Genomic DNA, 24112 nt, shown 5'->3' on the forward strand with positions numbered 1-24112 from the left:
CCTGGGCGTGAGGGACGTGAGCGCGGCGTCCTCTGCGCTGCCGGTCAGGTGAGGGGTATGCGTTCGCCCCGCCGGGACGGCGGCAACCCGTGAGGACAACCGGGTCCCGGACGCGGCGCGGCTCAGATGAACAGGGGCTCGTCGGGATCGTCGGGTAGGGGGCGGTCCTTGCGGGCCAGCAGCGCCGCCGCCGTGCCGATGCCCAGCAGCGCGCCGATCCCCAGCACCGCCAGCACCCAGATGCTCGCGGAGAGCGGCGGTGTCGCCGCGCGGTGGGTCAGTTGGTGTCCTTCCATGTAACGCAGCATACCGTCAGGTCCCGGCCGGCGCTCTTGACCTCGCCTTGAAAGGGGTGGGGCAGTCCGGGCAGGACGTGGGAAGGAGTTGCGGGCGGCCGAGGAGCAGGCCAGGGCAGGTGGGTACAGGCACCCTCCCGCCCCTGCGCGCGGCCTAGTCCCGGCTGACCGCCTTGCTCAGGGCGACGAGAACCTCCCAGTCGTCGGGCTGCTCCGGGTCGTCGAGGGCGGCGCGGTTGCGGCCCAGATGACCGCACCTGGCGCAGCGGTGCAGCACGATCCAGCCCTTCTTGCCGCTGTGCTCGACCCCCACCGGCACGAGGTCGCCGTGACACTCGCTGGCGCGGTCACCGGGCAGCACGTCCACGTGCAGGCTGTGCAGGCAGTGCGGGCAGTGGTTGCGCACCGAGCCGTTGCGCAGTGGCCGCACCTCGCCTCCGCAGGACTGGCAGGTGAAGGCGTTGTTAGTGCCCTGCACCGTGAAGCGCCGGCCGCTCACCGCGCCCCCCCCCGGCGCTGGTCACGGCGCGCGTGGCGCTCGTCCCAGCGGCGGTCGAGAAAGGAGCGGATGGCCGGCTGCCCCACGAGCAGCAACCCCAGCGCGATGTACGCCAGCCCCGCCACGCTGATGACCCACCCCTGCCAGCTCACGGTGCCGGTGAGCATCCCGACGATGAACACCAGAATGCCCGTGAACATGCTCAGGCCGACGGTCACGCGCCACGCCCACACGCTGCCTAGCCACACCTGCGCGAGCAGGGCGGCCGTGGCACAGGTATACAGCACGTTGCGCGCGAAATCGCCCGTCTGTCCCTGGAGCAGTCCCGCCAGAAAAGGCGTCGTGCTGATCATGAACAGGCCCGCGAGCACGACCTGGGTCGGTACGCGGCCGGCGCCGGCCAGGGCCGGGTCGTGCGGCGAGGAGGGACGGGGGGCAGGCGTGCTCACACCTCATTTCAGCACGCGCGCGGCGCAGGTGCCGGGACGCGGCGCCCAATTGCGCTGGCCAGAGCGTCGGAGGGCGGCTACTGCCGGGCTAGGGTCGCGGCTGCCCCTCCTTCAGGGCGACCAGACCGGCAGCGTCACCGGCCGGGCGCGTGCCCACTCGTACTCGAACTGCCGCCCGAAGGCGCGCAGAGTGGTTGGGTCACTCGTCGCCAGGGTGTACTCGCTCAGGCCGCTCGGGCCGAAGGCGCTGAAGTGCAGGTTCTGGCTGCCCACCGTGAGCATCTCGCCGTCAATGAGGGCGGCCTTGGCGTGCAGGCCGCCCGCTCCGGCGAACCAGCGTGCCTGGACGTGCCCGGCCAGGCCCTCCGGGGCCAGCGCCGCGCGCAGGCTGCCCAGCAGCGAGAGCCCCTCGACCTGGAGCAGGGGGTCGTGGTCGAGGAGCAGCCGCAGTGTCACGCCGTGTCCCCGGACGGCCTGCACGGCCGCGCGCCACACCGGCAGCTGATCTTCTGGAAAGCGGCACAGGCCCGGCAGGGTCAGGCTCAGGCTGCATCCCAGCGTGCCGCTCACCTGCGACTGCATCACGTCAATGCTGCGCTCGGCCGCGCCGAACAGTTCGGTCACCGTCTCGTCCTGGGTCTCGTATCCGCTGCGGCGGTACAGGCCGTAGACGCGCGCTGTGCCCTGGGCGGGGGCGGGGGCGTCCCAGGTCAGTGGCATCCGGCCCTCTGCGGTAAACGCGCAGAGCTCCCGCACGGTCTGGGGGGTGGGGACGGCGCGGCACTTCAGGACCGTGCTGTGGGACCAGCCGTCGGCGAAGGCGGCCAGGGCCTGCCGCGCGACCGGGCCACGCACGCGCAGCGCGAGGTCGGTGAGGTCCTGGCCACCGCCCTGCGGGGCATCCGGGGCGCGGACTGTAGACGGCAGGTGCATCCAGCTCAGGTTGAAGCCCCCGGCCAGGACGTCCTGACCGTCCACGACCACCAGTTTGGCGTGCTGGTGCGGCGCGGCGTAGCGGTAGTCGGCCAGCTCCAGCCGCCAGCCGGGCACGTCGTCGCCGGTCAGGGGAATCCCGGCGGCCAGCAGCTGCCGCGCGGCCGTGAAGGCGTTGGCGGCGGGGTCGGTCAGGTCGCCCAGCCGGATGGAGTGGCCCAGCAGTACGCGTACTGTCAGGCCCTGGGGATAGTGCTCGGGGCGGGCCCGCACGTCGCGGCGCAGCTCCGCCAGCGTGCGGGCAATGGCGGCGCCGGGCGAGTCCTGACCCTCTTCCCACAGCATGTTGGCGATGACGATCTCGCGCCGCGCCGTACGTAGCTGCGCCTCGACCAGCGCGAAGCCGCCCTGCGGGTTGGCGGGCTGGTCGCTATAGGCCGGGTCGGGGTTGGGAAAGTGGATCAGGCCCAGAACCTCGTTGCCGCAGCTCAGGGCCGCGCCCTCGCCGCGCGTGCGCATGTAGAGCAGCCGGTCAAGCCGGGCTTCCGGCGGGGGGCAGGTGTTCAGGCCTGCGCCGTCCAGGGCAGCGAGGTCCGGGGCCGGCAGGGGAGAGGTCAGGATGGTGACCCCGGCGGGCAGGAACCACGCCGCGCCGCCCGGCAGCTTCGGCAGCAGGCCGGCGATCAACAGCAGCAGCCCCAGCACCGACACCAAACGCACCCCGGCAGGCTACACGCTCTTCGCGCCTCGCCGGGCCCCGGCAGGCTTTAGCCTGGGGTCATGAACGTGCGAATCCTCAGCGTACAGGTGGGCCGTCCCGCATCCGTTCAGATCGGCGGCCGGGCCGTCACGAGCGGAATCGACAAACGGCCGGTGCCGGGGCGCGTGCCGGTGGGTAGCCTGGGGCTGGGCGGTGATCATGTGCTCAACACCCGTCACCACGGCGGCCCCGACCAGGCGGTGTACCTGTATACGGCCCCCGACTATGACCGCTGGGCCGAGGTCCTGGGCGAGCGGCCTGCCCCTGGCACCTTCGGCGAGAACGTGCTCCTGAGTGGCCTGGAATCGGCTGAGGTAAGGATCGGCACGCAGCTCGACTGCGGCGACGCCCGGCTGGAAGTCACGGCGGCGCGCATTCCCTGCGCCACGCTGGCCGCGCGTATGGGCGACCCCACGTTCGTCAAACGTTTTGCCGCCGTGCGCCGCCCCGGACTGTACGCCCGCGTGCTACGCCCCGGTACGCTGGGCGCGGACGACGCCGTGACCGTTCATTCGGCCGCGGAGGGAGCACCCACCGTGGGCGAGATCTTCGACCTGTGGTTCGCCCGGCAGCGCGACCCTGACCGCCTGCGCGCCCTGCTCGCGTACCCGCTGGCCTCGCGCCTGCGGGACGACGTCGAGGGCTGGCTGGCCGGGAAGTAGACCGTGGGACCAGGGCGGTGTACCTGCCCGGTTCCCACGGCCCGCCAGTTTCAGGCGCTTCTGCGCTTGACCAGGACCGGCGAGAACTTGCGGGCGCGTGGGGGCCCCTGGTGGCCGCTCAGACGGGAGAGAAGCAGGGCGGCCGCCTCCTGACCCATCTTCTCGACCGGCTGGTGCAGCGTGGTCAGGCCCCGGCTCTCGGCCCAGGGCTGGTCGTCGAAACCGATGACCCGCACGTCCTCGCCGGGAACCAGGCCGCGCTCCTGGGCTTCGTCGATCAGAGCGGCCGCCAGCAGGTCGGCCGAGGCGAAGACCGTACAGGGCAGCTCGGCCTCGTCGAGCAGGCGCGTGGCGGTGCGGCGGGCGGCGAGGTTGTCGAAGCTGGAGACGTACTCGGCCTTCAGGGGACGCCCGGCGGCGCTCAGCGCCTCGCAAAAGCCGCTGCGGCGGTCCTCGAAGACGCGGGTGGTGAACAGCTGGTCGAGTTCGGTCTCGACCCACATGGCGTACAGCGTGCCCGGCAGCGTGCAGGCGTACTCGCCCGCCACGCGCCCGCCGCTGACGTTGTCCATGTAGGCGCAGTCGGCCGCCGGCGAGTAGGCGTCCACGAGTACGGTGGGCTGCTGGGTGCGCAGCCGGTGCTGGTCGAACAGCCCCGTGAGGTTGTAGGTCGCCATGACCAGGCCGTCGGCCTGATAGGCCAGGGTGTGCGACCCCAGGTAGCGTTCCAGACGCGAGCGGTCAAGCAGCGGAAAGATCGCCACGTCGTAGCGCGCCGCCTGAAAGGCCGTCTCCAGGCCGTCGAGCAGGCGCACGTAGAACTCGGTGGTCACGACCGGCAGCAGCACGCTGATGGTGTAGCTCTTGCCCCCGGCGATGCGGCGGGCGTGGGGATTGGGCGTGTACTCGAGGTCCGCAATGGCCCGCAGCACGGCCTCACGGGTGGTGTCCTTGACGGCCGTGTGGTTGTTCAGCACGCGGGACACGGTGCCGACGCCCACGCCCGCCGTCCGGGCCACGTCTTGAATGGTGGGTTTTCGCATGTCGCTCGCCGCTACCATACCCCGCCGCATGGAACGGGTTCCAGAACTGGCCCGCGCGCCCGGCCAGTTCAGGGGGACAATCCGGCCGGGGGAGCCCCGTAGACTGCCCTCCAACGTCTCCGAGTGCGGCACCAGGGCAGGAAACCTCTTCCGTGCCCGTCCGCCTCCGCCCCACCGAAACGAGGTTGTGCATGTCCGAATTGCCCCTGTTCCTTCGCCGGTCCGTCCTGGCCGCTTCCCTGGCCTACGCCGCCCTGACCCTCCTGCCGGCGGCACTGGCCCAGCACGCGGGTCACACGATGCCCATGCCCGGTCCGGCCAAAACGGCCCCGGCGCCCGCGTCCAGCGCGCCCCTGCCGCTGCGGGCCAGCGCGGCGACCGTCGTCGCGGTGCCGCCGGGCATCGGGGAGACCTCGGTGTTCCTGACCCTGACCAACACGGGCGCCCAGCCCCTGAAGATCACCGGGGCGCGCAGCGACGTGGCGGGCCGCGCCATGCTCATGAACACGGTCAAGTCCGGAGCCATGACCGGTATGAAGATGACGGCCGCCCTGGTGGTGCCCGCGCGCGGCCAGCTGGTCCTGAGCGCGACCGGCGACCACCTCATGCTCATGGACCTGAAGCGCAGCCTGAAGGTGGGCGAGACGCTGAAGGTGGTTCTCTCCACTGCGGACGGCCGTCGCCTGACGGTGAGCGCCACGGTCCGGAAGCCCTGAGATGGACGCCCATACGCCGAACCCCCTGACCACCGAGCTCGTGGCCCCCGAACCCGCCGCGCTCCACACCGCTCCCGCCAGGCGGCCGTGGTATGTCTCGGCCCTGATGGCGGCGGTGGCCGTCGCGCTGCTCCTGGGCGGCGTGTGGGGGTATACCCGCCTGAAAAGTCCGTATCCCTTTTTCGGCACGGCCTACGACGCGCGCCCGGCCGCTGCGGCCTTTACGGGTACCGACCAGGACAACCGGGCCTTTTCGTTCACGCCGGACGGCAAGACCACCACGGCGCTGTTTTTCGGCTTCACGCACTGCCCCAACATCTGTCCGCTGAGCCTGACCTACCTCACCAAGGTGCGCCAGAGCCTGCCTGCGGCCGAGCAGGAAAACTTCCGCGTGATGATGGTCAGCGTGGATCCGTCGCGCGACACGCCCACGCGGCTGCGTGAGTACGCGACCTTTTTCGGCAAGGCGACCGCCGTGAACGTGCCCGAGCCGCAACTGGCCGCCGTGGCCCGCGCCTACGGGGTCGGCTACGAGAAGGCCGACGTGAAGTCGCCGGACGAGTACCAGATCAACCACACGACCGCCTCGTATCTCATCGACCGCAACGGCAAGCTGCGCGCCCTGTGGGACTACAGCCAGCTGCCACAGGTGGAGCGCGTGACGGCCGACGTGCGCTACGTCATGCAGAACCCCGCACCATGAGCGCCGCCGGAGTGGGGGGGCTGGGAGCAGCGGGCGGCGTGAACCTGCGCCCCGGCCTGGGCGAACTTCTGGCCCTGACCCCCGACTGGCCGATGCTGGTCGCTGCACTTGTGATGGGGGCGCTGTACTTCTGGCGTTTCGCCGCCGCCCGGCGCAGCGAGGCAGGCCGGGCGCGCTGGCCCGTGTGGAAGGCCGTGCTGTTCGGCCTGGGCACGCTGCTGTGGCTGCTGGTCACGCAGAGCCGCGCCAGCGCCCTGACGGGCCAGAGCATGGCGCTGTACATGGGCCGCCTGATGGTGCTTGCCGAGGTGGTGCCGCCCCTGCTGGTGCTGGGGCTGCCGGGCGGCGTGGCCCTGGACCCACGGCGGGGGCTGGGGCGCGCGCTGGGGCTGCTCCTCGACCCCTGGGTGGCCCTGGCGCTGTGGGCGGCAGTGGTCATCTTCTGGAACGTGCCGGCCGGCTTCAATGCCAGCGTCGTGAGCAACTCGGCGACGCAGCTTCTGCCCGCGCTGTACCTGCTCAGCAGCCTGCTCGTGTGGGCGGTGGTGCTGCGGCCCCTGCCCGCCGTGCAGCCGGCCAGTATCGGGTCGCGCGGGTGGTTCGGGCTGCTCGCCGCGCTGCCGATGATGTCGGTCGCGGCCGTGTGGCTCTACTCGCCGCGCGTGCTGTATACCCCCTACGTCAATGCCCTGTGCCTGTGGGACCTGACCCCGCTGCAAAACCAGCAGCTCTCGGGCTGGATCATGATGGTGGCGGGCATCCCGGCGATGGCACTAGCGTTGGTGCAGCTCATGGCGTGGCTGATCCGGCTGGCCGACGGCGACTCCATGCCCAAGCCGCCCGCCCGCTGAGAAGCGTTCAGGGCCCGCGTCTCCCCGGCCCGCTTATGCCGGGGCCGCGCCCGACAGGCCATGCTCTACGCTGGGCTGCATGAAACTCGCCGAGGCCCTCATCGAACGCGCCGACCTGCAAAAACGCGCCGCGCAGCTTCAGGTCCGTCTCCAGAACAACCTCAAGGTGCAGGAGGGCGAGGTCCCCGCCGAGGACCCCCGCCAACTGCTTCAGGAGTTCTACGACGTGGCGGCGGCCCTGGAAACGCTGCTGCCGCGTATTCACCGGGCGAATCTGGGGACCACGCTGGCGAACGGGCAGACCCTCACGGACGTCCTGGTCAGCCGTGATCTGCTTGACCTGCGGCTGAACACCCTGCGTCAGCTGGTCGCCGGCGTGAGCACCTCGCAGGAGCGGTATGCCCGCAGCGAACTGCGGCTGGTGGCGACCCTGCCCGCCCGCGACCTGCAGGCGCAGGCCGACGCGCTCGCCAAGGCCCGCCGCGAACTCGAAGTCCAGATCCAGCAGGCCAACTGGCAGACCGAGCTGCCCTGAGTGCTCCGGCCTACCCGGCTCTTGACCGCCGGGTACGGCGGACGGCACAGTAGAAGGTGGGCCGGCGCCGCGCGCGCGGGCGGGGGCCAAAACCCTATTCCTCCGGCGGGGTTCGTCGAGTCGGAGGCTGCGACGCGCGGGGCCGCGTCACCCCCTTTTACCCGGCAGCCCAGCACTTCTCACTGCTGACCTGTCACCCCGCACCCCTCACGACCACGGCTCCGACGCGGGCCGGTACCGCGCCCCGCCCCGCCTTTCTCCATCCGGAGGAGGCGGGGCGTTTTCCGGGCAGGTCCAGGGTCAGGCGGCGCAGACGACCCCTGCCCTCCCGTATGGATTTCACGGGCCGCTGTCCTCCGGCGCCTCCGGCCCGGCCCCCTCGCCGTGCGCCTCCTGCAACTTGCGCCAGCGCTCCTGCACCCGCGCTTCCCAGCCCTCGCCGGTCGGGGCATAGAGGCCCAGTTGCGCGCCCCCCGGCAGGTAGTCCTGCGCGAAGGATCCCTGCGGGTCGTCGAAGTAGTAGGCGTAGCCCTGGCCGTACCCCTGCTGGCGCATCAGGGCGGTGGGGGCGTTGCGCAGGTGCAGGGGAATGGGCAGGGTCTCGCCCTCCCGCACGGCGTCCAACGCGCGTTTCCAGGCCACGTACACGCTGTTGCTCTTGGGCGCGAGGGCCAGGTACACGACCGCCTGCGCCAGCGCGAGGTCGCCCTCGGGGCTGCCCAGAAATTCCACGGTGTCGCGCGCGGCGACGGCCAGCCGCAGCGCCTGCGGGTCGGCCAGCCCGATGTCCTCGGCGGCCATGCGTACCACGCGCCGGGCGACGTACATGGCGTCGGCGCCGCCCTCGATCATGCGGGCCAGCCAGTACAGCGCCCCGTCCACGTGCGAGCCGCGCACGCTCTTGTGCAGCGCGGAGATCAGGTTGTAGAAGTCCTCGCCGTTCTTGTCCATCTGGGGCAGGTGCCGCCCAAAGGCCTCGGTGACGGCCTCCTCGGTCACGGGGTCGCTCAGGGTCGCGGCGATGTCCAGGGTGCTCAGGGCCCGCCGGGCGTCGCCGTCGGCCAGCCGGGCCAGCAGGTCCAGCGCGCCGGGCTCGGCCCCCACGCCCGGCAGGCCGCGCGGGTCGGTCAGGGCGCGGTCCAGCAGGCCGCGAATCTCCTCCTGGCTCAGGGCCTCGAGCACCAGGGTCCGGGCGCGCGAACGCAGCGCCGGATTTACCTCGAAGCTGGGATTCTCGGTCGTCGCGCCGATCAGGGTGAGCAGTCCCGACTCGACGTGGGGCAGCAGGGCGTCCTGCTGCGCCTTGTTGAAGCGGTGGATTTCGTCGAGAAAGAGGATGGTCTTCTGGCCGCGCCCGCGTATCCGCTCGGCCTCGGTCACCGCCTCGCGCACGTCCTTGACCCCCGCGGTGACGGCCGACAGCGGCACGAAGTGGGCCCCGACCTCCCCGGCGATGAGGCGCGCGAGCGTCGTCTTGCCCACGCCCGGCGGTCCCCACAGGATCAGGCTGCCCAGGCGGCCCGAGGCCAGCAGGCGGGTCAGCGGCCGGCCCGGCCCCAGCAGCTTGCTCTGGCCCACCACCTCGGCCACGCTGTGGGGACGCAGGCGCTCGGCCAGTGGGGCGGGCGGGTCGAACAGGGTCATGCGGACCGCCCCGCGCCGGCCCGGCGCCTCGGCGCAACAAACGGAAGGCTGTTCACGCGCGCGAGTGTAGCGGCCCACCGCGCTCCGGCGCAGGCACGGCGGGCACACTCGTTCTCAGGTGAACCCGGTCTTGACCATTCCTGACCCCCAGGTGCGGCGGGGGGGCCGCAGGGCGCACAATAGGCCCGATGACCCACGTGCCCGGCCAGCCCGATCCCGACTTCGCGCACCAGGTGGAGCTGGCCGGCTTTCCGGCGGGCGTGGCCGTGACTGAGCAGCCGGTGCGCGGCGGCCGGCTCCTGCGCGCCGAGGCAGACGGCCGGGGCCTGGACCTGCTGCTCACCGACGAGGCGGCCGAGATGTACGGCGAGGGGCCGAGTGTGGCTCTGGCCCTCAAGAGGCTGCGCGACGGAGCCGAGGCGGGGCTGGGAATTCCCGGCGAGGACGGCCAGTTTCCCCGGACGGTGTTCGTAGGCGACTGAACCGGGGGCTGGGGCCTGTCCCGGCTGCAGGGACCCTCCAGCGCCACACACCCTATGCTCCGGCGCATGGATATCGCCGAACGCTACATCAGGCTGGCCCACGCCATCAACGCGCACTCGGAGGGCTTTATCGACGGCTACGGCGGCCCGGCCGAGTGGGCGGACCGCACCCCGCGCGACCCGGCGGCGCTGCGCGCGGAGGCTGAGGCCCTGATTGACGAGGTGGGGGAGGTCGAGGACGAGGCGCGCCGCGCCTTCCTGCTCGTGCAGGCGCGCGCCATGCACACGATGACCCGCCGCCTGACCGGGGCCGCCATGCCCTACGCCGAGGAGGCGACGGGCCTGTACGACATCGAGGTGCCGGTCGCCGACCGCGCGGCCCTGGACACGGCCCTAAGCGACCTGGACGCCGCGCTGCCCGGCAGCGGCACTCTGCCCGAGCGCGACGCGGCGCTGCGCGGCCGGCTGGCCGTGCGCGAGAATGACCTGTTACGGGTCGCTGCGCCCATTCTGGACGAGTTGCGGCGGCGCACCCGCGAGCGCTTCGGGCTACCGGACGGCGAGAATTTCAGCATCGGGCTGGTGACGGACAAACCCTGGGGCGGGTACAACTGGCCGCTGGGCAACCTCCAGAGCCTCATCGAGATCAACACCGACCTGCCCGTGCTGCTGCCCGCGCTGCCCGACCTGCTGGCGCACGAGGGCTACCCCGGCCACCACACCGAGCACGCGACCAAAGAGGCCCGGCTGGTCCGTGAAAAGGGCTGGCGCGAGCACAGCGTCCAGCTCATCAACGCGCCCGAGTGCGTGGTGAGCGAGGGGATCGCCGTCAACGCCCTGCGCGCCGTGATGAGCGAGGCCGAAACCGAGGCGTGGCTGACCGGCGAGCTCGCCCCCCTCACAGATCTGGACCCCGAGGACATCCGCGCCTATCTGGCGGCCGAGCGCGCCCGCCGGGGTCTGGGCGCCGTGAGCGGCGAGGCGGCCCGGATGCTGCACGGTGAGGGAGCGGGTGAGGCCGAGGTCCTGGAATTCATCCGCACCTATGCTGTCGCCAGCGAGGAACGTGCCCGCCAGACGCTGCGCTTCATATCGGTGCCGAACATGCGCTCGTACATCTTCACCTACAGCGTCGGCGGCGACCTCGTGCGCCGCTACGTGGCGAAGGAGGGACCCGCCGGGTTCATGCGCCTGCTCACTGAACCGGTGACGCCCGGCGAACTGCGCGCGGCGGTGGACTGAAAAAGGGCGGGCGAGGAGAGACCGACCACGTCCCTCCCTGCCCGCCCCCTGCCTGTGCTCAGCCCGCGAGCGCCGCTTCGGGGGTCACGCTTGGCAGCTCCAGCGCCTCGGCCACGCCCGCGTAGGTGAGCTGGCCGCGCAGGGTGTTCAGGCCGCGCATGAGGGCGGGGTTGCGGTTCAGGGCGCCGAGGCCGTGGTCGGCCAGCAGCAGGGCGTAGGGCAGGGTCTGGTTGGTCAGGGCGAAGGTGCTCGTGCGCGGCACGGCGCCCGGCATGTTCGCCACGCCATAGTGGATCACGCCGTCCACGAGGTAGGTGGGGTCGTCATGGGTGGTCGCGTGGATGGTCTCCACGCAGCCGCCCTGGTCGACCGCCACGTCCACGATGACGCTGCCCTCCTGCATGAGGGGCAGCATGTCGCGCGTCACCAGATGCGGGGCCTTGGCCCCCGGAATGAGCACCGCGCCGACGAGCAGGTCGGTCTCGGGCAGCAGGGCGCGGATGTTGGCCTCGCTGCTCATCATGGTGGTCAACTTGCCGAAGAACACGTCGTCGAGGTAGGTCAGGCGGCGGTGCGACACGTCGAGCACCGTCACCTTGGCGCCCAGGCCCATCGCCATCTTGGCCGCGTTGGTGCCCACCACGCCGCCGCCCACGATGACCACGTGGCCGGCCTGCACGCCCGGCACGCCGCCGAGCAGTACGCCGCGCCCGCCTACCGGCTTTTGCAGGTGGTATGCGCCGGCCTGCACGCTCAGGCGCCCGGCGACTTCGGACATGGGCATCAGGAGGGGCAGGCTGCCGTCGGCGAGCTGCACGGTCTCGTAGGCGACGGCGGCCGTACCGCTCTGCATCAGGGCGTCGGTCAGTGGGCGGTCGGCGGCGAGGTGCAGGTACGTGAACAGCAGCAGGTCCGGGCGCAGGTAACCGTACTCGCTGGCGACCGGCTCCTTGACCTTGACCACCATCTCGGCGGCCCAGGCGTCGGCGGCGCTGCCCAGGGTGGCGCCGGCCTGCTCGTATTCGTGATCAGCGATGCCGCTGCCCAGGCCCGCGCCGCGCTCGACCACGACCGCATGGCTGCGCCGGACCAGGGTGCCGACCCCGCCGGGAGTGAGGGCGACACGGTTTTCCTTGACCTTGATTTCTTTGGGAAGTCCAATTTGCATGAGCGTGCTCCTTCACGCCGCGCAGGGCTCCTGCGGGCGAGATGTCTGTCGGTGTGGCGCAATGCTAGCAGGGGCAGCTCCCATCAGGATTGCGCCTGGGGCCATGTCTGGACCGATGTCAGCAATAGAATTGCGCCGGCTTGCTAGAATGTGGCTCCATGATGCAGCGCCACTCCTCCCCTGATCTGGACGCCACCGACCGCCGCATTCTGGCCATCCTGCAACGCGACGCGCGCATTCCCAACACCGAACTCGCCGACGAGATCGGCCTGACTCCCGCGCCCACCCTGCGCCGGGTGCGGCGGCTAGAGGAAGAAGGGGTCATCCACCGCTACGTCGCGCTGCTGGACCCCAAACTGGTCAACCGCGACCTCATGGTCATGGTGCGCGTGACGCTCGACAAGCAGACCAAACAGGGCTTTGAGGACTTCGCCGAGAAGATGCGCGCCCGGCCCGAGGTCCTCGAATGCTACCTGTGTCTGGGTGACACCGACTACCTGCTCAAGGTGTGCGTGGCCGATCTCGACGCCTATCAGAACTTTCTGGTCGAAGTGCTCGCGGCCATTCCGGGCGTGCGCAACACCGACAGCACCATCATCGTCAAGCAGGAGAAATACACGACCAGTCTGCCGCTGGAGTGACCCCCACGCGCCCGGGAGCATGGACGTTCTCACAATTTCTCTCCCACGCCCCACATCTGCCGGCGCGTAGGCTGGGGGGCATGTTCAAACGCCTGCCGCTGGTCCTGATCGGTCTGAGCCTCGCCGCCTGCGCGCCCATGATGCCCGCCGTGACGCGCACCTACACGCTGCAGCCCAACGGAACCCTGGCCGCCACGGCCACGAGTACGCCTGCGGTGACCGCCCCCACAGGAACGGATGCCCAGGCGGGTACGGTGGCTCCGGCTACGACTACACCAGCCTCCAGTACGGCCACCTCCACGACGCCAGCCACGACAACGCCTGCGGCGACCGCGCCGGCCACCACTGCTGCCCCTGCCGCCAGCACCGCCACCATTCCGGGCTTTACGGCCGTGCCCTATCTCAGCGCCACGCGCGTGACGACCTTCTCGGGCAGTCAGAACGTCACCGACCCGGCCAAGACCTACCGCGCCGTCATGAAGACCGCCAAGGGAGACGTGGTGCTGGAACTGAACGCCAAGGCCGCGCCGGTGGCCGTGAACAACTTCGTGTTCCTGGCGCTGAACCACTTCTACGACGGCACGCGCTTTCACCGCGTGATCGAGGGCTTCGTGGCGCAGGGGGGCGATCCGCTCAGCAGCGACCCCGTCCGGCAGGCCCAGTGGGGCACCGGTGGTCCCGGCTACAACTTCGCCGCCGAGGTGAGCAACGGCCTGCGGTTCGACAGGGCCGGGGTGCTGGGTATGGCGCGCTCCGCCAGCCTCAACTCGCAGGGCAGCCAGTTCTACATCACGCTGGCGCCCGCCGACTTCCTCAGTGGGCAGTACACCGTATTCGGGCAGGTGCTCTCGGGGCAGGACGTGGTGAACAGCCTGACGCGCACCGAGGGCGCGGGTGCTGGGCAGCCGGACGTGCTGAACACCGTCGAGATCTACGTCTCGCAGTAAACCTCAGGCAATGAGGACGGCGGGGAACCGTGCCCTACACTGGGGTATGCGTGTTCCCCGCCGCCTTCTGTTTCTGGGTTCCGTCGTCGCCGGAGCGGCGCTCTATGTACGTGGGGTCTACCGCTACCGCGACCCCGTGCGCCTGCCGGCCCCTCAGCCCGGCGCCGTTCTCAGTCCCGCCGACGGCCGGGTACTCCTCGTGCGCCGGATCACGGACGGCCAGGTCAAGGGCTACGGCGCGGTCACGGACCTGCTCGGCTGGCCGCAGGCTCCGGCAGCGGGCTGGCTGCTGGGCCTGTACGTCGGGCCGCTGGACGTGCAGTACCTCTATCAGCCGGTGGGCGGCGAGGTCGTGCGCGCGGAATTCGCCGACGGGCTGGCCCTTCAGGGGGGAACGGGAGCCGGCAGCCTGGGCCTGGGGGCCCGCCTGGGCCTCCTGCTGGGCCAGCCCGCCGAGCTGCCCGCGCTGGGCCGTCCGCGCCTGACCTTCACGCTGCGCGCGCCGGCGGGGGTCGAGAAAGGCACCGAGGTGACGGTCGCCCTGCCCGACCAGGGAGGTGACGCCGAAACCCTGAACTTCCTGCGCCCCGGCGACCCGGCCCGCGTGGGCAACAAGGCGGCCTATGCCGAGGGCGGGGGGCTGGTGCTCGTCGCGCTGCCCGAAGGAACGACTCCGCAGGTCAGCGTGGGCGACCACGTGACCGGTGCCGAGACGGTTCTGGCCCGCCTGAGCTGATTCACCCCAGCCTATCTGCCCCAACAGAGCGGAACTCGGCTCAGTCCAGCGTCGGCCCGGCCTGTCCCTCTGGGCGCGTGAAGACCACCACCGCCTCGTCTGTGACTGTCAGCGGCGAGGTATCGGGCAGGCTGGCCCGCAGGTTCCCGCCCCCGAGTTCGGCCGCCATATTCAGCAGCGGCGCGTCGGCGGCGGGGTCCAGCGTGCCCCACAGGTGCGCCGCGCCGCCGTCCGGGGTCGCCTGCCACAGCAGTGCCCCGATAGCCTCGCCGCCCGCGTAGGCCATGAGCAGGGCCGCGCCCTTCATGCCCTCCAGCCGCGCGCCGAAATGGCTGGCCAGCGCGCCGGCCCACTCGGGCGTGCCGTGCGCTTCGGCCAGGACGCCGGCCCACGTGGCGATCCCGAGGCGCGAGACCTGCTCGACCACGATGACCCCCGGCTCCGGCTGCGGCAGGTAGGTGCCGACCCGCACGCCGCCCAGGTCCTCGCCGGGCAGCGCCGTGACCGAGGCGACGAGCGGCGGTGTGCCGTGCTCGCGCTGCCAGACACCCAGCAGGGACAGCAGAGCCTCGCCGCCTGCCGGCAGATACGCCGCGTTCAGGGCCAGCACGTTCACTCCCGGCGTGAGCAGCGTCGCCACTCCGCGCAGGTCGCGCCGAAGAAGAGAAAACGGCTCGAAATACTCCAGCAGTTCGGTCAGTTCGGGGGCGAGGTCGGGCACGGCCCCAGGGTAGGGCCTGGCCCGCGCCCCCGAGTGGGAAAACGCGAAAGGCCCCGTCCCACAGGGGGAGAGGGCCTCGCTCGGCGGGACAGGAGATGCCCCGGTTCAGGAGCTCAGGGGTACAGGCCGCGCAGCGCGCGCGCTTCGAGCACCCGCGTGCAGGCCACGATGTACACGGCCGTGCGCAGGGTGACGCCGTGGCGTTCCTTGACGTCCCACAGGCTGCGGAAGGCGTCGCGCATGATGCGGTCGAGCCGCTCATTGATCTGGTCTTCCGTCCAGAAGTACGAGCTGAAGTCCTGTACCCACTCGAAGTAGCTGACCGTCACGCCGCCCGCGTTGGCGAGCACGTCGGGAACCACGGTCACGCCCTTGCCGGCCAACAGGTCGTCGGCGGCGGGAATGGTCGGGCCGTTGGCGCCTTCGACGATCAGGCGGGCCTGGATGCGCCCGGCGTTCGCCAGCGTGATCTGCTTTTCGAGCGCGGCCGGAATCAGGACGTCGCAGGGCAGTCCCCAGAACTCGTCGCGGGTCACTTCCTCGGCGCCGCTCAGGCCCAGGATGCTGCCGGTCGCGCGCAGGTGCGACAGCGCCACGGCCGGGTTGATACCGGCGTCGCTGTAGATGGTGCCGGTCACGTCCTGGATCGCCACGATCTTCGCGCCGTGTTCGTGGAAGATGCGTGCGGCGGCCTCACCCACGTTGCCGAAGCCCTGCACAGCGATGCGCGCGCCTTCCAGTGGCATCCCCAGCTTGCTCATCGCTTCGGCGCCGGCCACGAACACGCCGCGCCCGGTGGCGTCACTGCGGCCCAGCGAGCCGCCGAGCGCGACCGGCTTGCCCGTCACTACGCCGGTCGCCGTGCGGCCCACGTTCATCGAGTAGGTGTCCATCATCCAGGCCATCGTCTGCGGGCCGGTGTTCACGTCCGGCGCGGGGATGTCCTTTTCCGGCCCGATGATGAGCCCGATCTCGGAGGTGTAGCGCCGCGTCACGCGCTCCAGTTCACCCTGGCTGTACTTGCGCGGGTCGAGGCGGATGCCGCCCTTGCCGCCGCCGTAGGGCAGGTTCACGGCGGCGTTCTTGACCGTCATCCAGGCCGAGAGGGCCATGACTTCCGAGAGGGTCACGTCTTGGTGGTAGCGCACGCCACCCTTGGCGGGGCCGCGCGAGGTGTTGTGCTGCACGCGGTAGCCCTCGAAGTGGGCCACGCTGCCGTCGTCGAGGTGCACCGGCACGTCCACGACCAGGATGCGCTTGGGCCGCTTGAGGGTCTCGACCCAGTAGGCCAGCTTGCCCAGGTACGGCGTGACGCGCTCGACCTGTTCGAGATAGATCTCGTAGGGCCCGATGTTGTTGGGGTCGAGGTAGCTGGGAATGTCGTGGGCGCCGTATTTTTTCTGATCCGGCGTGAGGTTGGCCGGTTCCGGGGTGGTGGTCACGTCTGGCCTCCTTCGGAGGGGTAGGGAAAGTGGGTCATCGGTCCGGAGAGGACCTGGGCTGTACGTTGCCGGCTCGGCCCTCTCACGCCTGCGGCAGAGTTCCGGGTCGGCAGGAGGGCAGGGGCCGGGGACGCGCTTATGGGTACACCCCGCGCATCACCGTGGCGCCGTGCAGGCGGTTCAGGGCGATGGCGTAGGCGGCCGTGCGCATTCCGACCTGCCGCGTCCGCATGAACTCGGTCACGCTGTCCACGGCGGCGTTCACGCGCTGGTCGATGGCCGCCTCGATCTCCTCCTCGGTCCAGAAGAAGTTGCTGGCGTCCTGCACCCATTCGAGATAATTGACGACCAGTCCGCCGATGGAGGCGACGAGATCGGGCAGCACGGTCACGCCCTCCTCGGCCAGAAAGCGCTCGGCCTCGGGCAGTACGGCGCGGTTGGTCGCCTCGACGACGTAGCGTGCGCGCACCGCGTGGGCGTTGCCGGCGTTGATGGTGCCGTAGTCGTAGGCGAGCATCAGAACGTCCACGTCCAGGCCGAGCAGTTCGTCGGGCGTGATGGCTGTGCCGAAGCCTTCTACGCTGCCGCGCTCCTCGCGCCACGCCGAAAGGGCGTCGAGATCGAGGCCGCCGCTGGCGTAAGCCGCGCCGTGCTGGTCACTGACCGCGACCACCAGGGCGCCCTGGTCGGCCAGGGTCTGGGCGGCCTTGCGGCCCACGTCCCCGAAGCCGTACACGGCGGCGCGCGAGCGGTGCAGGGGCACTCCGTTGTGCTCCAGCACACGCGCGGCGACGAGCGCGGCGCTGCGGCCCCGGGCGTCCTTGCTGCCGTAGCTGCCGCCCAGGATGATCGGCTTGCCGACCACCACGCCGCCCTGCGTCTCGCCGGTGTTCTCGGCGTAGGCGTCAAGCACCCAGGCCATGACCTGCTGGTCGGTGCCCACGTCAGGGGCCAGAACGTCCTCGCCCGGGCCGATCAGTTCGACGAGTTCGGAGGTGTAGCGCCGCGTCAGGCCCTGAAGCTCGTGCGGGCTCAGGAGGTCGGGGTCCACGTCCACGCCGCCCTTGGCGCCGCCGAGCGGCAGGTCGGCCACCGCCGCCTTGAGGGTCATGATGGCGGCGAGCACCTCGCATTCGTGGGCGCTGACGCCTACCTTGAAGCGCACCCCGCCCATGCTGGGGCCGCGCGCCGTGCTGTGGACCGTGCGGTAGCCCCGGAACACCTGCACGCGGCCGTCGTCCATGCGCACCGGCAGATTCACGCTCACCGTGCGCTTGGGGTATTTGAAGTACGCCAGCGACGCCTCGGTCACTTCGGCATACGGAAGGGCCCCCTGGAGCTGCTCCATGAGTCCCTGCCAGTTGAGTCCTGCTGCCCTCATCCGTTCTTCTCCTTGAGACGTGCGAAAACCTTGATGCGCCGAGCATACACGCATAGACAACTGCGGGCCGCCGCCGGGTCCCGGACGTCTACGCGGCCGGGACACCTCTGGCCTGGGGTCAGTACGCCATGACCTTCCGGATGGCCCGCGCCACCCGTACGGCGCTCGGGCGGTACACGTCCTCGATGGCCGTGAAGGGCGGGTACGGCGCGTCGTAGCCGGTCACGCGTACGATGGGCGCGCGCAGGAACTCGATGGCTTCCTCGGCGATGGTCGCGCTGATCTCGCTGTGGAATCCCCCGGTGCGCGGGGCCTCGGTCACGACGACCACGCGGCCGGTCTTCTCGACACTTTCGAGCACGGTGTCGGTGTCCATCGGGACCAGGGTGCGCAGGTCGATGACCTCCACCCCGATGCCCGCCGCTCCCGCCGCCTCGGCCGCGCGGGTGGCGACCTCGACCATGCCGCCGTAGCACACCACCGTCACGTCGTCGCCGCGCGTGACGTGGCGGGCCTTGCCCAGGGGCACCGTCACGTAGTCGGTCGGCACCTCCTCCTTCACCGAGCGGTACAGCTTGATCGCCTCGAAAAAGAACACCGGGTCGGGGTCCGCGATGGCCGAGAGCAGCAGCCCGCGCGCGTCGGCCGGGGTGCTCGGAATGACCACCTTGACGCCCGGCGTGTGCGCCAGGATCGCCTCGGGGCTGTCGGCGTGCTGCTCGGGCGTGTGGACCCCACCTCCGTAGGGCGCGCGGATGACCATCGGCAGGTGATAGCGGCTGCGCGTGCGGTGCCGGAACCGCCCCAGGTGCGAGAGGATCTGGTCGAGCGCCGGGTACAGGAACCCCGCGAACTGGATTTCCGCCACCGGTTTCAGGCCCGCCAGCCCCATGCCGATGCCCATGCCCACGATGCCGGCCTCGGCCAGCGGGGTGTCGAAGACCCGGTCCACGCCGTACTTGGCCTGGAGGCCGTCGGTCGCGCGGAACACGCCGCCCATCACGCCCACGTCCTCGCCAAAGATGTGCACGTCGGGGTCGCGGGCCAGGGCCATGTCCAGCGCGTCGTTGATGGCCGCGACCATCGTCAGGGTGCGGGTCGCGGATTCGGGAGTCACCGGAGCGCTCACGCCTCCACCTCCGCGAGCAGTTCCTCGCGCTGGCGCCGGAGTTGCGGCGTCGGCTCGGCGAACACGTGGTCCAGAATCTCGGCAGGCGTGGGGTCGGGGTAGGTGTCGGCCTCCTGCAGCGCAGCCTCGAACTCGGCGGCGACCTCGGCCAGCAGCGCGGCGTCGCTCTCCTCGTTCAGCACGCCGGTGCGCAGCAGGTGGGCGCGCAGGCGGGTCACGGGGTCCTTTTCACGCCAGGGCGCGCTCTCTTCCTCAGTGCGGTAGCGGCTGGGGTCGTCGGCGACGGTGTGCGGCTTGACGCGGTAGGTCACGGTCTCGATCAGGGTCGGGCCGCCGCCGTTCCGGGCGCGTTCGACCGCCTGCGCGGTCACGTGCCACGTCGCCAGTACGTCGTTGCCGTCCACGCGCACGCCGGGCAGGCCGTAGCCCGCGGCGCGGCGCGACAGGTCTACGGCGCGCGTCTGGCTGCGGGTCGGCACGCTGATGGCCCACCCGTTGTTCTGGAGGATGAACACGCACGGGGCGTCGAGCGCGCCCGCGAAATTCAGCGCCTCGTGAAAGTCGCCCTCGCTGCTGCCCCCGTCCCCGATGTAGGCCAGCGCCACGTTGCGGGTGCCCTTGCGTTTTTCGGCGAGGGCGGCGCCCACCGCCTGCGGGTACTGGGTGGCGATAGGAATGTAGAAGGGCAGCACCTTGAGGTTTTCAGGCATGGCCCAGCCGTGCGGGCTCGTGCGCCAGTAGGCCAGCGTGCGGGCGATAGGCAGCCCCAGCGTCAGGGCCGCGCCCGTGTCGCGGTAGGTTGGAAAGAGCCAGTCGTCCGCCGTCAGGGCGGCGGCGGTGCCGACCTGGCTGGCCTCCATCCCGCCGAAGGGCGGAAAGACGCCCAGACGGCCCTGGCGGTAGAGCACCCAGCCGCGCTCGTCGAAGTGCCGAGCGCGGCGCATCTGGTGGTACAGCCGCAGCTGCGTGTCGGCGTCGGGCATCAGGTCGGGGCGCACGACCTCGCCGTCCGGGGCGAGAATCTGAAAGAGGCCGGCGGCCTGACCCGCGTCGTAGGCGGCTTCGGAGGCGGCGGCGCCTTCGGCCGAGAGGCCCGCCTGGGGCAGAGAATCGGAAGACAGTGTCATGGACCCTCCTGGGGTACACGGAGTGGAGCGGGAAAAAAGGAGCGGGGCCGGTGTTCAGGTCTCAGGGCGCGCGACGCTGGTTCAGGAGCCTGTCTGCGCCCTCTGCTCGGGGCAGATGATGGGCATGACGGGGCAGGGCAGGGGCAGGCATGGGCACGGCGCTCCGGGGTCGGTCGGCCACTGCGTGCGGCCACCGGGATGACTAGGTGACCTCAGCCTAGCAGATGCCGCGCAGATGCCCGGCCCACCGCTGGGGGCCGCGTACACTGGCGACATGACCCGTCCCCGCCTGGCCCCGCTGCTGCTGGTCCTGGGGGCGGCGGCCGCCCAGGACGCGCAGGGCAACCTGCGGGGCTTGGGCAACGCCGATCTCTGCCCGCCCCAGGCCTACGTCTACGTGGACGAGAAGGAGGACGGGGACTTCGCCGCCGCCCTGGACGCCCAGCTCGACAAATACGCCGCCCTGTACGGCCTGAGCTACGGCGACCCGCGCACCTGCACGGTCTACCAGACCTTCACGGTGGACACCTTCAAGGCGGCGGGTGGCCGGTACGTGTTCACGGCCGCTTTCGAGCTCGAACTGCGCGGCGAAGCCCGCGTCACGCTGAGCCCCCCGGCCTCTGCCCCCATTCCCGCCCGCCCACAGGCGGCGCCCGCTGCCCGCACCCTGACCGCCGAGCGGCTGCGCCTGTGGGGAGACCAGAGCTACGGCCTGATCAGCCGCGCGAATATCGAGGATACCGCGGCCACGCAGGCCCGGGAGTACTACGAGGCCTTCGCGCTCGCCTGGAAGGCGACGCACAAGGCGAAATAGAGTAGGCGGCAGGGCCAGAAAAAAGCCCAGTCGTAGGCGTGCTGGCCCCGCCGGCCGGGCTTCAGCTCTCCGCGCTGTTTGCCCTCCCTGTGTCCAGCACCAGCTTGGGCCGGAACCGCAGGCCGTCGGCTGCCACCAGATACGCCGGAACGCCGCCCACATGACTCATGGCCCGCTCGGGCGGAACGCCGTGCAGGTGGCCGTATAGCACCATATCGGGCCGCGCCTGCGCGATGACCTGCGTGATGGGGTTGGCCGGATAGGGCGGCGAGGCGGGCGGGTAGTGCAGCATCAGGATGAGGTGGTCGCCGGGCCGCCGCAGCTTCTGGGCCGCCTCCACGCTCAGGGAGAGACGCTCGCCCTCGCGGGCCAGCAGCCGCGTGTCCTCAGCGCCCAGGGCCTCGTGCCCGGGAGTGGTCCAGCCGCGCGAGCCGCACACCACGACGTTGCCTATGCGCACGGCGTCGTTGACGACCGCGAACTGGTCTGGCGGCAGGGCGGCGCGCAGCCGGCTGGCGGTGGGCCACCAGTAGTCGTGGTTGCCGCGCAGCAGCACCTTGGTGCCGGGCAGGCTGCTCAGTAGCCGCAGGTCTACCAGGGCGTCGGGCAGGCGCATGGCCCACGACAGGTCGCCGGGCAGCAGCACGAGGTCGCCGGGCGCCACCACCTCGCGCCACTGCGCCCAGATGGCCTCCGGGTGCCCGGCCCAGCCGGTGCCGAACACCGTCATGGGTTTGGGCGTCACGCTGGACAGATGCAGGTCGGCAATGGCAAAGACGCGCATGGAGGCTCCTAGAGGGCGGGGACAGGGCGGTCGGCATGAGGGCGGGGCGACGGAGGGCCACAAAAAAAGGGCCTCTCACGAAGGAGAGGCCGCTTTGAACGTGGTCGGGGCGAGAGGATTCGAACCTCCGACCCCGTCGTCCCGAACGACGTGCGCTACCAGGCTGCGCTACGCCCCGCCGAACCACGACCCCGCCAAAGTGGGGCAGGCGGTAGTTTACGGGCCACGGTCCCGGGGTGTCAAGCAAGGCCACGTCCCGCGCCGCACGCTCCGTACTCCGGGGCGGTCCTGCTCAATCCTCGGGCGACTCCTCTTCGTCCCCAGGCGACTCCTGCGCCTGCTGCACTTCCTCAATGGCGGCCCGGATGGCGGCGCCCCCAAAACCCCGGCGGGCCAACAGGGCGTAGGCGCTCGCCCGCGGATCGCGTTTGCGGGCCAGCGCGGGCCAGCGCCGCATCAGGAAGTCGGTCGCCGACCGGGTGTCCTCGTCCGGGTCGCGGGCCTGGACCGTCTCCTCGATCAACTCGCTGTCCAGGCCCCGGCGCCGTAGCGTCTGGCGCACGCGGAACGTGCCCACGCCCCGGCGCTTGCCCTCGATCTGGGCCACCTGCTCGTCGTTCTGGTAGCCGAGTTCCTGCACGCGGCGCAGCACCTCTTCGATCAGTTCGGGCTGCTCGCTGCGTTTTTCCAGCCGGGCGCGCAGTTCGGCGGCACTCAACGCCCTGGCCCCCAATGCCCGGAACGCGTAGGCCAGCAGCGCCTCACGTTCCTCCTCGGGTGTGCGCTCGCGGCGGGGAGCGCGCGGCGCGGCGTCCGTTTCCGCGCCGTCCCCGGAAGAACTGGGTCTCGGGCCAGGGCGGGGACGACGTGCTCGGGTCATGGCCGGCAGTATGTCACCCCCGGTCCGCTTCCCACAGCTTGACCGGGCAGCCCGGGCGCGGGCATACTGTGCAGGTTGCCCACTTCAGGTGGACCGACCCTGTCCCCGGCGCCAAGCCGGCGCAGGCGCGCCTCGCCGCAAGCGGTGAAGGACGCATCGCGTTTTGCCGGCCCCCTGCCACCCCCGCGCTTCACCGGGCAGGAACAGGCCCGAAACCGCCCCGCACGTGCGGGAGAACAAAGGAGTTACGAACATGGCCTTACGTCACAAGTCCGCCCAGAAGCGCCACCGCCAGAGCCTCAAGCGCCGCCTGATCAACCGCAGCCGCAAGAGCACCATCAAGACCTTCACCAAGAAGGCCATGATCGCTGCCACGACCGGCGCCGAAGATGTGGCCGCTGCCCAGAGCAAGGCCGAGAGCCTGATCGACAAGGCCGCCAAGGGCAGCACCATGCACAAGAACACCGCCGCGCGCCGCAAGAGCCGCCTCGCCCGCGCCATCAACAGGGCCAAGGCCACGCAGCAGGGCTGAGGCTTACGCCTCACGCTGAGCCGCTCTTCGGGGCGGCTTTTTCGTGGCGCCGGAGCCCGCCCCGGCGCCGGTATGCGCCACGTGTTCCCCGGTGCGTCTACCCTGGGTGCATGAACGTGGTCATCAGTGTGGATATGGAAGGGGTGTGCGGCGTGGCGTCGTGGGTGCAGGTCAGCCCACCCGAGTTTGGGGGCTTGGTCAACGGCGCCGAGTACCAGGCCGCCCGCGAGCGCATGACCCTGGAAGCCGCCGCCGCCGCCGAGGGCGCGCTGGCAGCTGGAGCGACCGGCGTGCTCGTCAACGACAGTCACGACACCATGCGTAACCTCATTCCCGAACTACTGCCCGAGGCGGCGCGCTTCACCAGCGGCAACGACAAACCGCTGAGCATGGTGCAGGGCGTGCAGGAAGGGGAGGTGGGCGCGCTGCTCTTCGTGGGTTACCACGCCCGCGCCGGCAGCCCACGTGGCCCGCTGGCGCACACCTGGAACGGTTTCGTGCGCAACGTGCGGATCAACGGCCGCGACACCGGCGAGTACGGCCTCAACGCGCTGCTGGCCGGGCATTACGGCGTGCCAGTGGTGTTCGCCAGCGGCGACGACGTGGCGATGGCCGAGATCCGTGCCGAGCTGGGCGAGGAGGTCGTATGTGTGGCCGTCAAGGAGGGACTGAGCAGTTTCGCGGCGATCCACCTGCATCCGCGTGAGGCGCAGCGCCGCATCCGTGCCGGAGCCGAGGCCGCCGTGCGGGCCGCGGCCCAGGCCAGGCCCTACACGACCCGCTGGCCGGCCACCTGTCAGCTGTCGCTCAACCATCAGGCCCGCGCCGACGCTGCGGAGCGTGTGCCGGGGGTCACCCGGCTTGACCCCCTGACGGTGGGCTGGGAGAGCCCCGACGCCTACCACCTGTTCCAGACCTTCCGGATGCTCGCCAAGGTGGCCGAAGTCCGGCTAGACGGCTAGGCAAGAGGGGGCGGGAAAGGGCCCCGATGAGTG

Annotated in this window: 27 protein-coding genes and 1 tRNA gene; 13 read left to right on the top strand and 15 right to left on the bottom strand. The window is 70.9% G+C overall.

Translation table 11 applies throughout. The features are described 5' to 3' along the window. Positions 1-122: 122 nt before the first annotated feature. The 4 genes from ASF71_RS24705 to ASF71_RS08090 all read right to left on the bottom strand — a co-directional run bounded on the left by ASF71_RS24705 (position 123) and on the right by ASF71_RS08090 (position 2897). A complete protein-coding gene (locus ASF71_RS24705) occupies positions 123-296 on the bottom strand; it encodes a hypothetical protein (protein ID WP_200939678.1) in 174 nt (57 codons plus the stop codon). A 154-nt stretch (positions 297-450) separates the two neighbouring features. Further along, positions 451-795, bottom strand: a complete 345-nt coding sequence (locus tag ASF71_RS08080; RefSeq protein WP_056297747.1) for an RNHCP domain-containing protein — start codon at positions 793-795, stop codon at positions 451-453. Then, positions 792-1244 (bottom strand): hypothetical protein, encoded by a 453-nt coding sequence (locus ASF71_RS08085; protein ID WP_056297750.1) that lies wholly within the window; start codon positions 1242-1244, stop codon positions 792-794. Before ASF71_RS08085 ends, ASF71_RS08080 begins: the two co-directional genes overlap by 4 nt. A gap of 111 nt (positions 1245-1355) precedes the next feature. Then, the gene (locus ASF71_RS08090) at positions 1356-2897 is read right to left on the bottom strand and encodes a phospholipase D-like domain-containing protein (protein WP_235514237.1); all 1542 of its coding nucleotides are present in this window, start codon (positions 2895-2897) and stop codon (positions 1356-1358) included. Between the two features lie 60 nt (positions 2898-2957). Between ASF71_RS08090 and ASF71_RS08095 the strand changes: the two genes are divergently transcribed. Continuing rightward, positions 2958-3599 carry an MOSC domain-containing protein gene (locus tag ASF71_RS08095; protein ID WP_369814971.1) on the top strand — a complete coding sequence of 214 codons (642 nt, stop codon included), beginning with the start codon at positions 2958-2960 and terminating at the stop codon, positions 3597-3599. A gap of 50 nt (positions 3600-3649) precedes the next feature. On the opposite strand, the gene ASF71_RS08100 is transcribed toward ASF71_RS08095, so the two are convergent. Continuing rightward, entirely contained in the window at positions 3650-4642 is a 993-nt protein-coding gene (locus ASF71_RS08100) for a LacI family DNA-binding transcriptional regulator (protein WP_056298379.1), read from the bottom strand. Positions 4643-4833: 191 nt separating this feature from the next. Here ASF71_RS08100 and ASF71_RS08105 point away from each other — a divergent pair, with 191 nt between their 5' ends. The 4 genes from ASF71_RS08105 to ASF71_RS08120 all read left to right on the top strand — a co-directional run bounded on the left by ASF71_RS08105 (position 4834) and on the right by ASF71_RS08120 (position 7447). Then, on the top strand, positions 4834-5358 hold the full coding sequence (locus ASF71_RS08105; RefSeq protein ID WP_056297753.1) for a copper chaperone PCu(A)C: 525 nt from the start codon (positions 4834-4836) through the stop codon (positions 5356-5358). A gap of 106 nt (positions 5359-5464) precedes the next feature. Then, positions 5465-6061: an SCO family protein gene (locus ASF71_RS08110; protein ID WP_056298383.1), complete on the top strand. Its 597-nt coding sequence runs from the start codon at positions 5465-5467 to the stop codon at positions 6059-6061. Next, positions 6058-6912: a cytochrome c oxidase assembly protein gene (locus tag ASF71_RS08115; RefSeq protein ID WP_056297756.1), complete on the top strand. Its 855-nt coding sequence runs from the start codon at positions 6058-6060 to the stop codon at positions 6910-6912. The genes ASF71_RS08110 and ASF71_RS08115 overlap by 4 nt, the downstream gene beginning before the upstream one ends. A 79-nt stretch (positions 6913-6991) precedes the next feature. Further along, positions 6992-7447, top strand: coding sequence for a DIP1984 family protein (locus ASF71_RS08120; RefSeq protein WP_056297760.1), 456 nt, complete (start codon positions 6992-6994; stop codon positions 7445-7447). A 339-nt stretch (positions 7448-7786) separates the two neighbouring features. Here ASF71_RS08120 and ASF71_RS08125 read toward each other — a convergent pair whose 3' ends face one another. Next, positions 7787-9091, bottom strand: a complete 1305-nt coding sequence (locus tag ASF71_RS08125; protein WP_056297764.1) for a replication-associated recombination protein A — start codon at positions 9089-9091, stop codon at positions 7787-7789. Positions 9092-9279: 188 nt separating this feature from the next. Between ASF71_RS08125 and ASF71_RS08130 the strand changes: the two genes are divergently transcribed. Then, positions 9280-9573: a hypothetical protein gene (locus ASF71_RS08130; protein ID WP_056297767.1), complete on the top strand. Its 294-nt coding sequence runs from the start codon at positions 9280-9282 to the stop codon at positions 9571-9573. A gap of 66 nt (positions 9574-9639) precedes the next feature. After that, on the top strand, positions 9640-10815 hold the full coding sequence (locus tag ASF71_RS08135; RefSeq protein WP_235514238.1) for a hypothetical protein: 1176 nt from the start codon (positions 9640-9642) through the stop codon (positions 10813-10815). 58 nt (positions 10816-10873) lie between these two features. Here ASF71_RS08135 and ald read toward each other — a convergent pair whose 3' ends face one another. After that, positions 10874-11983: an alanine dehydrogenase gene (gene ald, locus ASF71_RS08140; protein ID WP_056297773.1), complete on the bottom strand. Its 1110-nt coding sequence runs from the start codon at positions 11981-11983 to the stop codon at positions 10874-10876. Positions 11984-12141: 158 nt separating this feature from the next. Here ald and ASF71_RS08145 point away from each other — a divergent pair, with 158 nt between their 5' ends. The 3 genes from ASF71_RS08145 to ASF71_RS08155 all read left to right on the top strand — a co-directional run bounded on the left by ASF71_RS08145 (position 12142) and on the right by ASF71_RS08155 (position 14307). Next, complete coding sequence (locus ASF71_RS08145; protein ID WP_056297776.1) at positions 12142-12624, top strand: Lrp/AsnC family transcriptional regulator; 483 nt, start codon at positions 12142-12144, stop codon at positions 12622-12624. 80 nt (positions 12625-12704) lie between these two features. Beyond that, complete coding sequence (locus tag ASF71_RS08150) at positions 12705-13571, top strand: peptidylprolyl isomerase (RefSeq protein WP_369814973.1); 867 nt, start codon at positions 12705-12707, stop codon at positions 13569-13571. 46 nt (positions 13572-13617) lie between these two features. Further along, positions 13618-14307, top strand: coding sequence for a phosphatidylserine decarboxylase (locus ASF71_RS08155; RefSeq protein ID WP_082505702.1), 690 nt, complete (start codon positions 13618-13620; stop codon positions 14305-14307). Between the two features lie 40 nt (positions 14308-14347). Here the strand turns inward: ASF71_RS08155 and ASF71_RS08160 are convergent, their stop codons facing one another. The 5 genes from ASF71_RS08160 to pdhA form a co-directional block, all read right to left on the bottom strand. Then, positions 14348-15028 (bottom strand): hypothetical protein, encoded by a 681-nt coding sequence (locus tag ASF71_RS08160; RefSeq protein ID WP_056297782.1) that lies wholly within the window; start codon positions 15026-15028, stop codon positions 14348-14350. Between the two features lie 113 nt (positions 15029-15141). Beyond that, on the bottom strand, positions 15142-16470 hold the full coding sequence (locus ASF71_RS08165; protein ID WP_056297784.1) for a Glu/Leu/Phe/Val dehydrogenase: 1329 nt from the start codon (positions 16468-16470) through the stop codon (positions 15142-15144). 136 nt (positions 16471-16606) lie between these two features. Further along, positions 16607-17851 carry a Glu/Leu/Phe/Val dehydrogenase gene (locus ASF71_RS08170; RefSeq protein WP_056297787.1) on the bottom strand — a complete coding sequence of 415 codons (1245 nt, stop codon included), beginning with the start codon at positions 17849-17851 and terminating at the stop codon, positions 16607-16609. Positions 17852-17969: 118 nt separating this feature from the next. Continuing rightward, complete coding sequence (locus tag ASF71_RS08175; protein WP_056298390.1) at positions 17970-18935, bottom strand: alpha-ketoacid dehydrogenase subunit beta; 966 nt, start codon at positions 18933-18935, stop codon at positions 17970-17972. Between the two features lie 41 nt (positions 18936-18976). Then, positions 18977-20107 carry a pyruvate dehydrogenase (acetyl-transferring) E1 component subunit alpha gene (gene pdhA, locus ASF71_RS08180; protein ID WP_235514239.1) on the bottom strand — a complete coding sequence of 377 codons (1131 nt, stop codon included), beginning with the start codon at positions 20105-20107 and terminating at the stop codon, positions 18977-18979. Positions 20108-20381: 274 nt separating this feature from the next. On the opposite strand from pdhA, the gene ASF71_RS08185 reads away from it, so the two are divergent. After that, positions 20382-20921, top strand: coding sequence for a hypothetical protein (locus ASF71_RS08185; protein WP_056297791.1), 540 nt, complete (start codon positions 20382-20384; stop codon positions 20919-20921). Between the two features lie 61 nt (positions 20922-20982). Here ASF71_RS08185 and ASF71_RS08190 read toward each other — a convergent pair whose 3' ends face one another. The 3 genes from ASF71_RS08190 to ASF71_RS08200 form a co-directional block, all read right to left on the bottom strand. Then, a complete protein-coding gene (locus tag ASF71_RS08190) occupies positions 20983-21705 on the bottom strand; it encodes a metallophosphoesterase (protein ID WP_056297795.1) in 723 nt (240 codons plus the stop codon). Between the two features lie 101 nt (positions 21706-21806). Continuing rightward, positions 21807-21883 (bottom strand) — tRNA-Pro (locus ASF71_RS08195). 114 nt (positions 21884-21997) lie between these two features. Then, on the bottom strand, positions 21998-22585 hold the full coding sequence (locus ASF71_RS08200) for a RecX family transcriptional regulator (RefSeq protein WP_056297798.1): 588 nt from the start codon (positions 22583-22585) through the stop codon (positions 21998-22000). 253 nt (positions 22586-22838) lie between these two features. Here ASF71_RS08200 and rpsT point away from each other — a divergent pair, with 253 nt between their 5' ends. After that, a complete protein-coding gene (gene rpsT / locus ASF71_RS08205; protein WP_056297800.1) occupies positions 22839-23117 on the top strand; it encodes a 30S ribosomal protein S20 in 279 nt (92 codons plus the stop codon). A gap of 110 nt (positions 23118-23227) precedes the next feature. Further along, positions 23228-24079, top strand: coding sequence for a M55 family metallopeptidase (locus tag ASF71_RS08210; RefSeq protein WP_056297803.1), 852 nt, complete (start codon positions 23228-23230; stop codon positions 24077-24079). Positions 24080-24112: the final 33 nt, after the last annotated feature.

The organism is Deinococcus sp. Leaf326, assembly GCF_001424185.1.
GTDB lineage: Bacteria > Deinococcota > Deinococci > Deinococcales > Deinococcaceae > Deinococcus.

Excerpts from the sequence above, each read along its gene's own strand:
- ASF71_RS24705 (WP_200939678.1), bottom strand. The coding sequence starts at position 296 with ATGGAAGGACACCAACTGACCCACCGCGCGGCGACACCGCCGCTCTCC.
- ASF71_RS08120 (WP_056297760.1), top strand. The coding sequence starts at position 6,992 with ATGAAACTCGCCGAGGCCCTCATCGAACGCGCCGACCTGCAAAAACGC.
- ASF71_RS08185 (WP_056297791.1), top strand. The coding sequence starts at position 20,382 with ATGACCCGTCCCCGCCTGGCCCCGCTGCTGCTGGTCCTGGGGGCGGCG.
- ald (WP_056297773.1), bottom strand. The coding sequence starts at position 11,983 with ATGCAAATTGGACTTCCCAAAGAAATCAAGGTCAAGGAAAACCGTGTC.
- ASF71_RS08115 (WP_056297756.1), top strand. The coding sequence starts at position 6,058 with ATGAGCGCCGCCGGAGTGGGGGGGCTGGGAGCAGCGGGCGGCGTGAAC.
- ASF71_RS08155 (WP_082505702.1), top strand. The coding sequence starts at position 13,618 with ATGCGTGTTCCCCGCCGCCTTCTGTTTCTGGGTTCCGTCGTCGCCGGA.
- ASF71_RS08170 (WP_056297787.1), bottom strand. The coding sequence starts at position 17,851 with ATGAGGGCAGCAGGACTCAACTGGCAGGGACTCATGGAGCAGCTCCAG.
- ASF71_RS08125 (WP_056297764.1), bottom strand. The coding sequence starts at position 9,091 with ATGACCCTGTTCGACCCGCCCGCCCCACTGGCCGAGCGCCTGCGTCCC.
- ASF71_RS08190 (WP_056297795.1), bottom strand. The coding sequence starts at position 21,705 with ATGCGCGTCTTTGCCATTGCCGACCTGCATCTGTCCAGCGTGACGCCC.
- ASF71_RS08110 (WP_056298383.1), top strand. The coding sequence starts at position 5,465 with ATGGCGGCGGTGGCCGTCGCGCTGCTCCTGGGCGGCGTGTGGGGGTAT.
- ASF71_RS08100 (WP_056298379.1), bottom strand. The coding sequence starts at position 4,642 with ATGCGAAAACCCACCATTCAAGACGTGGCCCGGACGGCGGGCGTGGGC.
- ASF71_RS08135 (WP_235514238.1), top strand. The coding sequence starts at position 9,640 with ATGGATATCGCCGAACGCTACATCAGGCTGGCCCACGCCATCAACGCG.
- ASF71_RS08210 (WP_056297803.1), top strand. The coding sequence starts at position 23,228 with ATGAACGTGGTCATCAGTGTGGATATGGAAGGGGTGTGCGGCGTGGCG.
- ASF71_RS08200 (WP_056297798.1), bottom strand. The coding sequence starts at position 22,585 with ATGACCCGAGCACGTCGTCCCCGCCCTGGCCCGAGACCCAGTTCTTCC.
- pdhA (WP_235514239.1), bottom strand. The coding sequence starts at position 20,107 with ATGACACTGTCTTCCGATTCTCTGCCCCAGGCGGGCCTCTCGGCCGAA.
- ASF71_RS08105 (WP_056297753.1), top strand. The coding sequence starts at position 4,834 with ATGTCCGAATTGCCCCTGTTCCTTCGCCGGTCCGTCCTGGCCGCTTCC.
- ASF71_RS08150 (WP_369814973.1), top strand. The coding sequence starts at position 12,705 with ATGTTCAAACGCCTGCCGCTGGTCCTGATCGGTCTGAGCCTCGCCGCC.
- ASF71_RS08145 (WP_056297776.1), top strand. The coding sequence starts at position 12,142 with ATGATGCAGCGCCACTCCTCCCCTGATCTGGACGCCACCGACCGCCGC.
- rpsT (WP_056297800.1), top strand. The coding sequence starts at position 22,839 with ATGGCCTTACGTCACAAGTCCGCCCAGAAGCGCCACCGCCAGAGCCTC.
- ASF71_RS08130 (WP_056297767.1), top strand. The coding sequence starts at position 9,280 with ATGACCCACGTGCCCGGCCAGCCCGATCCCGACTTCGCGCACCAGGTG.
- ASF71_RS08175 (WP_056298390.1), bottom strand. The coding sequence starts at position 18,935 with ATGGTCGCGGCCATCAACGACGCGCTGGACATGGCCCTGGCCCGCGAC.
- ASF71_RS08095 (WP_369814971.1), top strand. The coding sequence starts at position 2,958 with ATGAACGTGCGAATCCTCAGCGTACAGGTGGGCCGTCCCGCATCCGTT.